Origin of the sequence: Demequina sp. (assembly GCF_024642165.1) — a bacterium.
Taxonomy (GTDB): Bacteria; Actinomycetota; Actinomycetes; order Actinomycetales; family Demequinaceae; genus Demequina.
Map to the genome: position 1 here is coordinate 1 of NZ_JAHEBP010000053.1, position 13,982 is coordinate 13,982.

15 protein-coding genes are annotated in these 13,982 nt (G+C 68.0%); 14 read left to right on the forward strand and 1 reads right to left on the reverse strand.

What is annotated here, in order from left to right; all coding sequences use genetic code 11:
• The 6 genes from Q0L54_RS06490 to rpsO all read left to right on the forward strand — a co-directional run.
• Positions 1-230, forward strand: a 230-nt coding sequence (locus Q0L54_RS06490; protein WP_296666366.1) for a riboflavin kinase, incomplete at its 5' end; no start/stop codon positions are given.
• Positions 231-323: 93 nt separating this feature from the next.
• Positions 324-1,073 carry an amino acid ABC transporter ATP-binding protein gene (locus tag Q0L54_RS06495; RefSeq protein WP_296666368.1) on the forward strand — a complete coding sequence of 250 codons (750 nt, stop codon included), beginning with the start codon at positions 324-326 and terminating at the stop codon, positions 1,071-1,073.
• A 50-nt stretch (positions 1,074-1,123) separates the two neighbouring features.
• Positions 1,124-2,011, forward strand: coding sequence for a glutamate ABC transporter substrate-binding protein (locus tag Q0L54_RS06500; protein WP_296666386.1), 888 nt, complete (start codon positions 1,124-1,126; stop codon positions 2,009-2,011).
• A gap of 61 nt (positions 2,012-2,072) precedes the next feature.
• Positions 2,073-2,723, forward strand: a complete 651-nt coding sequence (locus Q0L54_RS06505; RefSeq protein ID WP_296666370.1) for an amino acid ABC transporter permease — start codon at positions 2,073-2,075, stop codon at positions 2,721-2,723.
• Positions 2,720-3,709, forward strand: coding sequence for an amino acid ABC transporter permease (locus Q0L54_RS06510; RefSeq protein ID WP_296666372.1), 990 nt, complete (start codon positions 2,720-2,722; stop codon positions 3,707-3,709). Before Q0L54_RS06505 ends, Q0L54_RS06510 begins: the two co-directional genes overlap by 4 nt.
• 130 nt (positions 3,710-3,839) lie before the next feature.
• Positions 3,840-4,109 (forward strand): 30S ribosomal protein S15, encoded by a 270-nt coding sequence (gene rpsO / locus Q0L54_RS06515; protein ID WP_296666374.1) that lies wholly within the window; start codon positions 3,840-3,842, stop codon positions 4,107-4,109.
• Between the two features lie 94 nt (positions 4,110-4,203).
• Here rpsO and Q0L54_RS06520 read toward each other — a convergent pair whose 3' ends face one another.
• The gene (locus Q0L54_RS06520; protein WP_296666375.1) at positions 4,204-4,845 is read right to left on the reverse strand and encodes an alpha/beta hydrolase; all 642 of its coding nucleotides are present in this window, start codon (positions 4,843-4,845) and stop codon (positions 4,204-4,206) included.
• A gap of 143 nt (positions 4,846-4,988) precedes the next feature.
• Here Q0L54_RS06520 and Q0L54_RS06525 point away from each other — a divergent pair, with 143 nt between their 5' ends.
• The 8 genes from Q0L54_RS06525 (at position 4,989) to atzF (ending at position 13,744) form a co-directional block, all read left to right on the forward strand.
• Positions 4,989-5,750 (forward strand): GntR family transcriptional regulator, encoded by a 762-nt coding sequence (locus Q0L54_RS06525; RefSeq protein WP_296666377.1) that lies wholly within the window; start codon positions 4,989-4,991, stop codon positions 5,748-5,750.
• 1 nt (position 5,751) lies between these two features.
• Positions 5,752-7,290 carry an ATP-binding cassette domain-containing protein gene (locus tag Q0L54_RS06530; protein ID WP_296666378.1) on the forward strand — a complete coding sequence of 513 codons (1,539 nt, stop codon included), beginning with the start codon at positions 5,752-5,754 and terminating at the stop codon, positions 7,288-7,290.
• Positions 7,287-8,378, forward strand: a complete 1,092-nt coding sequence (locus Q0L54_RS06535) for an ABC transporter permease (RefSeq protein ID WP_296666379.1) — start codon at positions 7,287-7,289, stop codon at positions 8,376-8,378. The genes Q0L54_RS06530 and Q0L54_RS06535 overlap by 4 nt, the downstream gene beginning before the upstream one ends.
• Positions 8,375-9,295 (forward strand): ABC transporter permease, encoded by a 921-nt coding sequence (locus tag Q0L54_RS06540; RefSeq protein WP_296666380.1) that lies wholly within the window; start codon positions 8,375-8,377, stop codon positions 9,293-9,295. Before Q0L54_RS06535 ends, Q0L54_RS06540 begins: the two co-directional genes overlap by 4 nt.
• Positions 9,296-9,423: 128 nt before the next feature.
• Positions 9,424-10,593: a BMP family ABC transporter substrate-binding protein gene (locus Q0L54_RS06545; RefSeq protein ID WP_296666381.1), complete on the forward strand. Its 1,170-nt coding sequence runs from the start codon at positions 9,424-9,426 to the stop codon at positions 10,591-10,593.
• A gap of 9 nt (positions 10,594-10,602) precedes the next feature.
• Positions 10,603-11,178, forward strand: coding sequence for an isochorismatase family protein (locus Q0L54_RS06550; RefSeq protein ID WP_296666383.1), 576 nt, complete (start codon positions 10,603-10,605; stop codon positions 11,176-11,178).
• The gene (locus Q0L54_RS06555; RefSeq protein ID WP_296666384.1) at positions 11,175-11,885 is read left to right on the forward strand and encodes an isochorismatase family cysteine hydrolase; all 711 of its coding nucleotides are present in this window, start codon (positions 11,175-11,177) and stop codon (positions 11,883-11,885) included. Before Q0L54_RS06550 ends, Q0L54_RS06555 begins: the two co-directional genes overlap by 4 nt.
• Positions 11,882-13,744: an allophanate hydrolase gene (atzF, locus tag Q0L54_RS06560; RefSeq protein ID WP_296666385.1), complete on the forward strand. Its 1,863-nt coding sequence runs from the start codon at positions 11,882-11,884 to the stop codon at positions 13,742-13,744. Before Q0L54_RS06555 ends, atzF begins: the two co-directional genes overlap by 4 nt.
• The last annotated feature ends 238 nt before the right edge of the window (positions 13,745-13,982 follow it).

Here is a 13,982-nt window from a genome sequence, read left to right on the forward strand (position 1 = left end):
TGCCGGCCGCCGTGAGCCTGGGGATGAACTACACCGTGGGGGGCACGGACCTGCGTGTCGAGGCCTACGTCATCGACCGCACCGGCCTCGATCTGTACGACGCCCACGTCGCGCTCGACCTGGTGGAGTGGCGCCGGCCGATGCTCGACTACGGTTCGCTCGACGCCTTGGTGGCGGCGCTCGCCGAGGACGTCGACTGGTGCCGCGAGCGCCTTCCGTTGCGCCCGTGACCACCCGCGGCGGAGTGTTACCAGGGCATTAAGTTTCGGCCGCGGTTAGGTCACGATCTCGCAGCCGTTCGAGGTGCGCGCTATGGTCGAGAGATGCCTGCCGCTTCCGATGCTCTCGTGGTGCTGGACAAGGTCAACAAGCACTTCGGCGAACTGCACGTGCTCAACGACATCAACCTCACCGTCGCTCGCGGCGAGGTGGTGGTGGTCATCGGCCCGTCGGGCTCCGGCAAGTCCACCCTGTGCCGTGCTATCAACCGCCTCGAGACTATCGATGACGGCACCATCCTCATCGACGGTCAGGTGCTGCCGCAGGAGGGCAAGGCGCTCGCCCAGCTGCGCGCTGACGTCGGCATGGTGTTCCAGTCCTTCAACCTCTTTGCGCACAAGACGATCCTCGAGAACGTCACGCTCGGCCCCATCAAGGTCAAGGGCACCTCGAAGGCACAGGCCCGCGAGGAGGGCATGGCCCTGCTCGAGCGGGTGGGCGTCGCCAACCAGGCGTCGAAGTATCCGGCTCAGCTGTCGGGCGGCCAGCAGCAGCGCGTCGCCATCGCGCGATCCCTCGCCATGAAGCCCAAGGTCATGCTCTTCGACGAGCCCACCAGCGCGCTCGACCCCGAGATGATCAACGAGGTCCTCGACGTCATGACGGACCTCGCCCACGAGGGCATGACCATGATCGTCGTCACCCACGAGATGGGATTCGCGCGCAAGGCCGCGAACCGCGTGGTGTTCATGGCGGACGGGCTCATCCAGGAGGAGGCCGACCCGGAGACGTTCTTCACCGCGCCCACCTCGGAGCGCGCGAAGGACTTCCTGTCGAAGATCCTGACGCACTAGTACGGCCACAAGCTGCGCCCCTTCGGGGGCGGGGAGAGGAGAAGGACATGATGAACCGGAACAAGGCGGCGATCGCCGCACTCGGAGTGGTGGCGGCCCTAGGCCTCACCGCGTGCTCGTCGGGAGGAGACCCCGAGCCCGACGTCTCGGACACGATGGGCGGCGACGGGATGATGGAGTTCGCGGAGGGCTCCACCATGGCGGCCCTCGCGGAGGCAGGCACCATCACCATCGGCACCAAGTTCGACCAGCCCCTGTTCGGGCTGCTCGCCCCGAGCGGGACGCCCGAGGGCTTCGACGTGGAGATCGGCAAGATCATCGCGGGCGAACTTGGCATCCCCGAAGATGAGATCGAGTGGGTCGAGACCGTGTCCGCCAACCGCGAGCCGTTCATCCAGGACGGCACGGTCGACATGGTGGTGGCCACCTACACCATCAACGACGCACGCAAGGAGCTCATCAGCTTTGCGGGCCCGTACTACAACGCCGGCCAGGCGCTCATGGTGCTGTCCGACAACACCGACATCACCGGTCCCGACGACCTCTCCGGCAAGAACGTGTGCTCCGTCGAGGGCTCGACGCCCGCGCAGAACATCGCCGAGAACTACCCGGACGCGAACCTGTCGCTCTTCGGTGCCTACACGGACTGCCTGGAGCCGCTGCGCAACGGCCAGGTCGACGTGGTCACCACCGACAACGTCATCCTCGCCGGCTACGTCGCGGAGTCGGAGGACGCGTTCAAGGTGGTGGGTGAGCCGTTCACCGAGGAGCCCTACGGCATCGGAGTCGCGCTCGACGACACCGAGTTCCGGATGTGGATCAACGACGTGCTCGAGGAGATCTTCGCGGACGGCCGTTGGCTCGAGGCGTGGAACGCCACCGCAGGCACCGTGCTGCCCGAGCCGGCGGTCCCGACCGTCGACCGGTACGAGAACTAGCACCACCGCCGTGCGGCCCCTTCGTCTCTGAAGGGGCCGCACGGCTCGTCCGGAGGAGAGCATGGAGACGTTCATCGCGGAGTTCGGCACCATCTGGGGTGCCTTCCTCGCGACCCTGTCGCTGGCGGCGCTGGCGGGCGCTCTCTCACTCATCTGGGGCACGGTTCTCGCGACGATGCGGGTGTCGCCCGTGGGCCCTTTGCGCAGCTTCGGCACGGCCTACGTCGAGATCGTGCGCAACACGCCCCTGACGCTCATGTTCTTCTTCTGGGTGTTCGTCGCGCCCAGCTTCGGGATCGTGCTCGGGCTCGGCTTCCAAACGGCGGTGATCGCGTTGACGCTGTACACCAGCTCGTTTGTGTGCGAGGCGCTGCGCTCGGGTGTGAACTCCGTAGGGATCGGGCAGGCGGAGGCGGCCCGCAGCATCGGGCTCACCTTCAGCCAGACGGTCTCCCAGGTGGTGCTGCCGCAGGCGTGGCGCACGTCCATCCCACCGCTGATCTCGGTGCTCATCGCGCTGACCAAGAACACCTCGGTGGCCGCCGGCTTCGCCTTCACGGAGATGATCGCGATCCAGCAGCGCCTCACCAACGCGCACCCCTCCGACGGCCTGTTCATCTTCTTCGGCATCGCCCTGCTGTATCTGGCGATCACGATCCCTCTAGGCGTGCTCGCGGGGACCATCGAGCGGAAGGTGGCGTTCGCGCGATGAGCGGATCGGTTCTCTACGACGCACCCGGGCCGCGCGCCAAGCGGCTCGACAAGACCCTGAACTGGGTGTTCTCGCTCGGCTTCGTCCTCGGCGGTGCATACCTGGTCTACGCCTTCTACCAGCGCGGCATCTTCGACGATCGCTGGACGGTGCTGTGGGACCCGCCCAAGAACCAGAGCGCCGGCGACGTGTGGCTCTCGCTCGCGAAAGGCCTGGGGAACACCCTCCGGGCCGCGGCCATCGCCGCGCCCATCGCGCTCGTCATCGGCGGCGGCGTCGCCATCCTGCGCCGCGGCGCCCGCACCCGCATGCTGTCCGGCCCGGCGGCGGTGGTCACCGAGCTCGCCCGGGGGCTTCCCGTGCTGATGCTGATGTTCCTCGCAAAACTGGTGTTCGGCTGGTCGCCGCTGTGGTCCGTGGTGTTCGGACTCGTGATCTACAACGCGGCCGTGGTGGCGGAGATCCTGCGCGCGGGGCTGGCCGCACTTCCCAAGGGTCAGCGCGAGGCCGGCCTCAGCATCGGCCTGTCGACCATGCGCACCACCCTGCTTATCGAGCTTCCGCAGGGCGTGCGGATCATGCTGCCGGCGCTCGTGAGCCAGATCGTGGTGCTGCTGAAGGACACCTCGCTGGGCTACATCGTCGCGTACCCGGAGCTGCTGCGGACCATCAAGAACAACCGCGACTACTTCGGCGACAAGTACCTCATCCCGCTCTTCCTCGTGGGCGCGGTGATCTACATCCTCATCAACATGGCCGTCTCGCGGCTCGCGACCTACGTCGAGCGTCGGCTGCGCGAGGGTGGCAGCGGCCGCGGCGTCGAGCCCCCCGAGATCGGCCCCACCGGCCCCATCCCGCAGTCGGGGATCGGCGGCCCGGCCCGCGAGGAGGGCGCGCACGCGGGCGATCCGTTGTTCGGCGCGGGACGCCCCGCGTCCTCGACGCAGGTCCCCGTGCGCAGGCCCGGCGACCACGAGCGCCACTAGCCTCACCGCGCGGTCGCGTTGCCGCACCTCGCTCCTGTATGCTTGACCGTCGCCGTAGAACGGCCGCGGATTCCAGTGCCCCGGGCAGCAGGCCCGGGTGCGCCGCGCAACGATCGAAAGAGAGACCGTAGTGGCACTCGACGCAGCAGTGAAGCAGTCCATCATGACCGAGTACGCGACCCACGAGGGTGACACCGGCTCTCCGGAGGTCCAGATCGCGATGCTCACGCGCCGCATCCTCGACCTCACCGAGCACCTCAAGGAGCACAAGCACGACCACCACACCCGTCGTGGCCTGCTCCTCATGGTCGGTCGCCGCCGCAACCTCCTGAACTACCTGCAGCGCGTCGACATCGAGCGCTACCGTACGCTCATCGCGCGTCTGGGCCTGCGCCGCTAGTCGCACGCCCACCCAGCGTCTGCCCGGCCGCTCCCCTCACGGGGGTAGCAGCGGCCGGGCTTTCGCATGTCCGGGCCATGCCGCGGCCCCCGGCTCAATCGTCCCGCAACCCGTCGAGCGCGTCTGCCGTGTCCGCGATAAGCGCCGCGAGTGATTCCGGATTCTCGAAGGCGACGAAGTGGCCGCAGTCGGGGATCGTGGTCGTCCGATATCCCAGATCCGTCGCAAGCCGCGCCGCTGCGATGAAACGAACCTTGGGCGACCGAGCACCTGTGGTGACGAGCACGCGACCTTGGCCGGTGGCCGCGCGGGCCGGCTCGAAGGCACGGAACATCTGCAGATCCCGCGCCACGGCACCCGCATCGGGCGCCATGCTCGGCTCCCACAGCGGGCCGTACAGTGCTCGCCCCATGCCGGCCGCGCCATGCGTCGCATGCGCGGCAGCGATGGGCGCGAGAAGCTCGGGCACCAACCGGCCGACCGCCGGTTCGTGGGCGATCGCGCCCGCGAGCCGGACGTCGGACGCGGCGAGCGCGAGGCACAGTGTGGCGCCGCCGCTGGCACCTACGACGAGCGCTCCCTCCGCAAGAGGTGCGAGCCATCCCAGCTCCGACGCGAGCGACCCCGTCGAGGGACGCTCGGGCGCCACCACCTCACGACCGCCAAGGAGCGCGGCGACCCGCGACCACACGGCGGGCGTGGTGGCCGCGCCGTGCAGAAGGACGATGCGGGGCATGGGCACACGCTAAGGGGCGCATGTCATCGTGCGCGCAGGATGGGGCAGCGGTTTACACGATCGTTACGGCGGGCCCCACAAAGACACGGCGGCGAAACAGCGGACGAGGACGCCAGAAACACTCCGCGGCCAGGATGGCCGGTATGTATACACCGCTCCATGCACGAGTGCACACGGCCAAAGGTCCCGCCTCTTCGGGCCCTGGCGGCGCCTCTGGCGCCGCGCGCTCACGCCGCGAGCGGGCGTATCTGCATCTGCGCACGATGGTCCTCAACGGCGACTTCCCGTTCGGCCATCGGCTCGGTGAGGAGGCGGTGGCGGAGGCGCTCGGCGTGTCCCGCACGCCGGTCCGCGAGGCGCTGCTGAGACTCCATGCGGATCGCCTGCTGCACCGGTATGACGACGGCGGGTTCTACGTCGCCGAGCCCGACCTGCTCGACATCCGTGACCTGTACGAGTTGCGCCTCTCGCTCGAGCTCCACGGCATCACGCGAGCAAACTTCGGCGCGGCGCCGCACGACCCCGAGGCGCTTCGCCGTATTCGTGAGGACTGGCTCGAGATCCAGCGTCGTCCTCCGGAGCCCGACGGCTCGTTCATCGAGCTCGATGAGGCCTTTCACGTCGCGCTGTGCCGCGCTTCGGGCAACGTCGCGATGGTGGAGACGCTGGAAGGAGTCAACGCGAGGATCAGGCACATCCGCATGTACGACTTCCTCAGCGCCGAACGCATCGAGATCAGCATCGTGGAGCACCTGGCCATCACGGACGCCGTGATCGGCGGGGAGTTGGATCGCGCCGCGAGGCTGATGCGCGACCACATCGGAGCCTCGCTCGAGGTGGTCGAGGACAAGGCCGCCACTGCCATCGCCCGCATGATTCGCGGCCGCAGCCGCCGAAGGGATTGATATGGACGCCACCACGCGGTCGCCGATGGCGCCGGACCGACAGGAGCCTCTCCTCAAGATCGGCGGTTTCACCAAGCGCTTCGCCGAGGTGGTGGCGAACGACGACGTCGGATTCGATGTCCTGCCTGGCGAGGTGCACGCCCTGGTGGGCGAGAACGGCGCCGGAAAGTCGACCTTGCTCAAGATGATCTATGGCGTGTACAAGCCCGACGCGGGCTGGATGCTCGTCTCCGGACACGAGGCCACCCCCGGAAGCCCCGCCGAGGCACGCGCTCTGGGGATCGGGATGGTCTTCCAGGACCTGCGGCTGGTGCCGGCTCTCACGGTCGCAGAGAACATCGCGCTCGCGTTGCCCACCGGCCCGCGCCTCAAGATTCGTGCCCTCGAACTTCGCGTTGCGGAGGCGAGTGAGAGATTCGCGCTCGGCGTGGATCCGACCGCGCTCGTTCAGCACCTCTCCATTGGCGAGCGCCAGCGCGTGGAGATCCTGAAGGTTCTGATGACCGGCGCAAAGTTGGTGATCTTGGACGAACCGACCAGCGTGCTCGCACCCCAGGAGGTCGAGGCGCTGCTGGGGGTGGTGCGCCATCTCCGTGACCAGGGTCTGGGCATCGTCATCGTCACCCACAAGCTTCGCGAGGTACGCGCAATCGCGGACCGTGTGACCGTCCTACGCGGGGGCAGGACGGTTCTCGTCGGAGTCGACCCGTCAGAGCACTCGGACGACGCGCTCATCGAAGCGATGGTGGGACGATCCGTGCCGCCTCTGGTCGCGCTCCGGGACGCGGTTGACACGGCAGTGCCCGCCGCTCTCCACCTTGACGGCGTCAGCGCCCAAAGCGACCGTGGTCACCAGGCATTGCACGAGGTCACCCTCCGCGTGTACCCCGGCGAGGTGGTGGGTGTCGCGGGTGTTGCGGGCAGCGGACAGCGCGAGTTGTGCGAGGTCGCAACGGGACTTCGCGGTGTGTCGAGCGGTACCGTCACGCTCGGGGGAGCAGCGGTGCGCTCACCCAAGGCCGCGGCGTCCGCGGGAGCGGTGTGTGTGCCGGAGGATCCGGTGGCGGACTCGGTGGTTTCACGATTCAGCGTGCTCGATCACATGCCCCTCGACGGTCGCACCATGCCACCCAGCGGACTCGGAATCGCCTGGGCGGCGATAGGCCGACGGACGGACGAGGCCGACTCCCGCTTGGGGCTGCGCATGGCGCCACGACATCGCAAACTGAGCGACCTCTCCGGCGGAAACATCCAAAGGGTGATCCTCACGCGCGAGCTCGCCATCGATTCGTCGCTCGTCGTCGCCGCCTATCCCACGCGAGGCCTCGACGCGGCGAACGTGCGCCGTACCCAGGAGGTGCTGCTCGAGGCGCGCGCTCGCGGTGCGGGAGTGCTGATGGTGTCCGAGGACCTCGACGAACTGATGTCGATGGCGGATCGCATCGTTGTGATGCACGACGGCCACATCTCCGGCGAGCTTCCGGCCGCGGGCTTCGACCGTCAGCGCTTGGGCCAGATGATGGTGGAGGGAGTCGCGTGAGCGCGCCTGTGATCGTGAAGCCGCCCGAGGACTCGCCATCGGATAGGGCGGTCGCACCGCGTCAGGCCCAGGCGTTGCGCATCGGCGCGGGCGTGCTGAGGTGGGTTCTCGCCATCCTCGGCGCCATGGTGATCTTCAGCATCCTCATTTCCTTTCAGGGCGCCAACCCTCTCGAGGTCTTCGTCGACATGTGGGCATCGACCTTCCAGAGGCCGCGATCGCTCACAGAGATCCTCATCCGCATGGCCCCCATCACGCTCGCCGCGCTGGCAGTGGTTCTCCCGGCACGGGCGGGCATGATGAACGTGGGCGGCGAGGGCCAGGTGATCGTCGGCGCGGTCGGCGCGGCAGGAGTGGGTCTGGCGTTCGATCAGACGCTGCCCGGTGGTCTCGTCATGGTGCTGATGGCCGGCGGGGCGGTCGTCGCGGGAGCGGCATGGGCGGGTATCGCCGCGTTGTTGCGGCTCGTTTTCAACGTCAACGAGGCGGTCACCACGCTGCTGCTGAATTTTGTCGCGCTCGACCTGCTGCTGTTCCTCATTTACCAGCCCTGGCGAGAATCGCCCACCGCGCAGCCGTCCTCGCGCGAGGTCGCCGTCGGCGCGCAGTTGCCGACGCTCGGATCGACGGGCGTCACGATCGGAATCGTCGTGGCGCTCGTGGCGACGCTCGCGCTCGGTTGGGCGCTGGCTCGCACGCGCTGGGGATTCAAGCTTGGAGTCGTGGGAGGCAACGCCGAGGCGGCGCGCCGAGCTGCCCTGCCGGTCACGGCATTACTGCTGTCCGCGCTCCTCGTGGGAGGAGCGCTCGCCGGGCTCGCAGGTTGGATAGAGCTGTCGGCGGTCGAGTTGAAGCTCAGGCCGGGCTTCGGCATGCAGATCGGGTATATCGGGTTCCTTGCGAGTTGGCTCGCGCGCCACCGCCCGCTGCCCGTCCTGATCGCGGCCTTCGTGCTCGCGGCGCTGTCGGTGGCTGCGGACAGCCTCCAACTCGACTCGGGGCTCCCGGCGGCGACCATCAACATTCTCACCTCGCTGCTGCTGATCGCAGTGCTGGGGTGGACCACCATGAAAGGCAGGAAGCCGTGAGCATCGTCGTCGACGTTCTCTCCGGTGGTGTGCGCGGCGGCACCTCGATCCTCTACGCAGGCGTGGGCGAGACCGTGTCCGAGCGGGCGGGGGTCATCAATCTCGGCACCGAGGGCGCGATGCTCGCGGGTGCGCTCTCTGCCTATATGGTCGCCTCGCACACGGGCAACCCGTGGGCCGGAGCATTGGCAGGTGCGGCGGCAGGCGGGGCCATCAGTTCCGTCCATGCCGTCCTGGTGGTGAAGCGCAAGGCGAACCAGTTCGCTTCCGGCCTGGCCGTGCTCTTCCTCTCCCTTGGCCTCACGTCGCTGTTCGGGTCGTCCTACGTCGGGAAGACCATCACGCCGTTCACCGTGTGGGAGGTGCCGCTTCTCGGCGATCTTCCCTTCATCGGGCCGATTCTGTTTCAGCAGGACCCGCTCGTGTACTTGAGCTATCTGGTCGTGCCACTTGTCTGGTACGTGCTGTTCCGCACCCGCGCGGGACTTCTGGTCAGGACCGCGGGCGCGCGTTCAGAGGCGCTCACCGTTCATGGGTACAGCGTCGCCAGGATTCGCATGGGTGCGGTCATCACGGGTGGATTCCTCGCGGGGCTGGGCGGAGCGCACCTGTCGATCGCGTACACGAACTCATGGTTCGAGAACATGGTCGCGGGCCGCGGGTTCATTGCGGTTGCGCTCGTGATCTTCGCCTCGTGGAGCCCGCTCAAGGTATTCGGGGGAGCCTACCTCTTTGGCGCGGCCCTGTCCCTGGGCCCGGCGCTCCAGGCCCGGGGCTTCGAGATCAATCAATTCGCGCTGCACGTCATCCCGTTCGTGCTGACGCTCGTCGTTCTCGCCGTGCTCGGCAGGCGCACCATTTCGGCCGCGCCTGCCGAGCTCAAACGAGTGTTCGAGAACGCACCCGTCGATCCCTAGCCGTGGCATCAGCCACGGCCCGGATCGCATGACCAGAGCAAGTCCGCTCGCCTGTCAAACCCGGTTGCCGCCGGGTCCGACACCCGCCATACGGTCGCTTTCGCGGCCGAATGAACGAAAGGAACACCATGCATCACCGTACAGTGAAGGCCGCGCTCGCGGCCACGGCCCTGGCCGCCGTGCTCGCGCTGAGCGCGTGCACCGCCGCCGGAACGGCCACGGCCACCCCGGACGCCAGCTCCGCTGCCACCGAGGGGGCGCCTGGCACGGGTGGCTCCGCCGTCGGATTCATCATGGTTGGCCCGAGGGACGACTTCGGTTACAACCAAGCCGTGTATGAGGCCGCACAGGTCGTGGGCGAGTCATACCCCGACCTGGAGATCCTCACGGCGGAGAACGTTCCCGAGGACGACACGGCCGTGGCGACCATGGAGCAGATGATCGACCGCGGTGCGAAGGTCATCTTCGCGACGTCGTACGGGCACCTCGACGCTGCGACCAAGGTTGCTGCCGCGCATCCCGACGTGGTCGTCGTCCAGCAGGGCAACACCATCGAGGGCGCGCCGCTCGCGAACATGGGCACCTATTTCGGAACCGTGTACGAGCCGATGTACCTTGCTGGCATCGCGGCCGGAGAGGCGACCGAGTCCAACAAGCTCGGCTACGTCTACGCCTTCCCGATCCCTCAGACGATCGCCAACATCAACGCGTTCCAGCGCGGCGCAGCGTCCGTCAACCCGGATGTCGAGACCGTGACGGTGAGCACCTCGAGTTGGTGCGACCCGGGCGCTCAGAAGGACGCTGCGAGCTCGCTGCTGTCGCAGGGCGTCGATGTGATCACCCAGCACCAGGACTGCACCAAGACGGTGATCGACGCCACCGAGGCCGCAGGAGCATTCACGGTCGGCTATCACGCCGATGCTTCTGAGCTCGCTCCCCAGGGGTGGCTCACCGGCGCCGTATGGGACTGGGCGCCGCTGTACGGACAGATCGTCGACAACATCACCGCTGGTGAGTTCGTGGGCGGCCCGTTCAACGCCAACTACCGCGTGGGCTACAAGACGGGCACCAACCCGTTCGTGCTTGCCGACTTCGGGACGTCGGTCTCCGAGGACACGAAGGCCGCGATCGCCGAGGCACAAGCGTGGCTCGGGACCGAGGACGGCTCGCCGTTCGTGGGGCCGGTGCTCGACCAGGACGGTGCCACCGTGGTGCCGGACGGCGTCATCCCTACCTACGACGAGGTCGACGGCATGAACTACTTCGTCGACGGCGTCATCGGCAGCCTGGCGAACTAGGCCATCACCATGACCACGGTCGACGCCGGCGCCGAGCACGTCTCAGCTACCTCTCCGTATGCATGGCCTTTCGACGGACGCCTTGACCCTCGGGCGACGGCCGCCGTGGTGGTGCGCCCTGCCTCCGTCGAATGGCCTGATTCGGGTAGTGGCTATGCGGTTGCCGGCGTCGCCGTGGTCAATGCGATCCGTGCCGCCGGGGGAGGCGTGATCTCCGTGATCACCGCCGACCCCGGCGCCGTGCCGCCGGAGCACGTCCAAGGCGAATTCGATGCCGACTCGGTTGTCATATCGCGGGGGATCGACGGCTTCTACGCGAGTGCTCTCGACGACGTGCTCCGAGCGGCGCGAATCGCACGCCTCGTCCTCGTGGGGTTCGGACTCGAGACCTGCGTGCATTCCACGATGCGGTCCGCCAACGACCGTGGCTACGAGTGTTTGCTTGTCAGCGACGCGTGCGAGCCCTACGACCCGGACCTGGTTGCGGCCAGCGTCTCCATGATCGAAATGTCCGGCGGCATCTTCGGCGCCGTCGGGCAGTCGGCGGCCGTCCTGGACGCCTTCACCGCTAGGAGTGAGAAATGACCATCTCTACCACTTTCGGCTCGGTCGACGCCGAGCCCTATGCCTGGCCCTATGACGGCGGGTTCTCTCCTGAAACCACCGCGTTGATCAACATCGACTGGCAGGTCGACTTCTGCGGTCCCGGCGGCTACGTCGACCGGATGGGGTACGACCTCAACCTGACACGGGCGGGGCTTGCACCCACGCAGGCTGTCATCGCGGCAGCGCGCGCGGTCGGGATGCACGTCATTCACACCCGAGAGGGTCACCGTCCGGATCTGAGCGACCTGCCTCCGAACAAGCTCTGGCGTAGCGAGCAGATCGGCGCGGGCATCGGCTCCGACGGCCCCTGCGGCCGCATCCTCACCCGCGGGGAACCGGGCTGGGAGATCGTTCCCGAGGTGGCTCCGGTGGCAGGCGAGATCGTCATCGACAAGCCGGGCAAGGGGTCGTTCTACGCCACTGATCTCGACCTGCTGCTCCGCACCAAGGGAGTGACCCATCTCATCTTCACCGGGATCACCACGGACGTGTGCGTGCACACGACCATGCGCGACGCCAACGACCGTGGGTATGAGTGCCTGCTGCTCACGGACTGCACCGGAGCGACGGACCGCGGCAACTACGAGGCGGCCCTCAAGATGGTCACCATGCAGGGCGGCGTCTTCGGCGCGATCGCGCCGTCCTCCGCCCTGCTCGCGACGATGGGCGCGGCGGTTCCCGCATGACCGTCGAGGACGGCGCTTCGTTCGAGATCGCCGCCCTCCTGGAGGCCTACCGCTCGGGGGCCACGGACGCTGTCGCCATGGTTGAGCTCGCGTATGAGCGGATCGCGTCGTGGTGCGACGACGCCGTCTGGATCTCCGTGGTCGCGCGTGACGAGGCGCTCGCCGCCGCGGCAGCGCTTCCCGTGGACGAGGCGGGCAAGCCCGACCTCACCGGCCTCCCGCTGTACGGCATCCCGTTCGCGGTGAAGGACAACATCGACGTGTCCGGCCTGCCCACCACGGCCGCGTGTGCCGCGTTCGCCTACCGCCCCGAAAGGTCTGCGACGCTGGTCGAAGCGCTGCTCGCGGCCGGCGCGATCCTGATCGGCAAGAACAACCTGGATCAGTTCGCTACCGGCTTGAGCGGCATGCGGTCGCCGTATGGCACTCCGCGCAATGCTGTCTCCGCCGCGCATGTGCCGGGGGGGTCGAGCTCCGGCTCCGCGTCGGCAGTATCGGCCGGACTCGTGAGCTTCGCGATCGGCACGGACACCGCCGGATCCGGTCGCGTCCCCGCCGCGTTGCAGTCCATCGTGGGGATCAAGCCGTCCCGCGGCATGGTCAGCACCGCGGGTCTGGTTCCAGCGTGCCGTTCTCTCGATTGCCCAAGCGTCTTCGCCCTCACCGTCGACGACGCCGCGCGCGTGCTCTCGGTGATCGTGGGGCCCGACGACTCCGATCCGTGGTCGCGGTCATTCCCGGCTTCGATCCGGACGCCCCCGCGCGCTGGACTCGACGGAGTCATTCTGGGCGTGCCCGCCTCGGCGCAGATGGCCTGGACGGACGAGGCCCTTGCGGTCGCATGGGAAGGGTTGCTCGGTCGCCTTGCCTCGCGGGGTGCGCGGCTTGTCGAGATCGACATCGCGCCGCTGCTCGCCGCGGGCTCACTCCTTTACGGCGGTCCGTGGATAGCCGAGCGATGGGCCGGATTGGCAGCATTCGTGGCCGAGCATGATGACGCGCTTCACCCCGTCACGCGTGACGTCCTGGCGCCGGGCGCCGACATCACGGGAGCCGCCGTCTTCCACGGGCTCACGCGCCTCGAGGAGTTGCGTGCCCTATCGGGGAGCGCTCTGGCCGGCGTCGACGCGCTGCTCGCTCCCACCACGACCGCAGTCTTCACTCTCGAGCAGATGGCCGCGGATCCGATCGCGCGAAACGCTGCACTCGGTCGCTTCTCGACCTTCACCAATCTCCTGGACATGGCGGCGGTCGCGATTCCCTCCGGCATCACGTCGTCGGGGCTTCCCTTCGGAGTCACGGTGCACGCTGCCGCGGGCAGCGACCCCGACCTGGTGCGTCTCGCGCGAGCGATCGAGGACGCGTCGCCACGCACGCTCGGAGCCACGGGCTGGCGGCCCGTGCCGGCGTCATCCACGTCCGCCGCCGCGGACACGGCATCGGTGGGCGATCCGGGAGCCGCGCCGACGCTCGAGCTTGCCGTGGTGGGAGCGCATCTGGAAGGGCTGCCCCTCCACGATGACCTGACAGTGACCGGGGCGACCCTGGTGGCGCGCACGTTCACGGCGCCGGAGTACCGCCTCTTCGAACTCGCCCGTTCCACGCCACCGAAGCCCGGACTCGCGCGCGTGCGCGCCGGAGGGCGCTCGATCGAGGTGGAGGTCTACGCCGTGCCGCTCGCGAGCGTCGGGGGATTCCTTGCCACGATCCCGGCTCCGCTCGGCATCGGGACGGTGGAGCTGGTCGACGGCTCACGCGTGCACGGCTTCGTCTGTGAAGCGATCGGACTGGAAGACGCGCGTGACGTGACCGAGTTCGGAGGGTGGCGCGCCTACCTCGCCGATGCGCGCGCGAAGTGAGTGCCACTGCTAAGATGACCGAGGCTCGCTGGCAAGTCCCGCGGGCCTGAACTTCACATACCTGGCAGGCCAGCCGGACGCTGGTCCTCGGTGGTGATGGGCAGAACCCCTATCGGGGCGGTTCTGAGCATTTCGACTGACGATCAGTGGGGCAGAGGCCCTATTTCTGGCCTGGCCTGCTCCAACGCAAGGAGCACTTCCCCTATGGAGGGTCCTGAGATCCAGTTCGCCGAGGCCG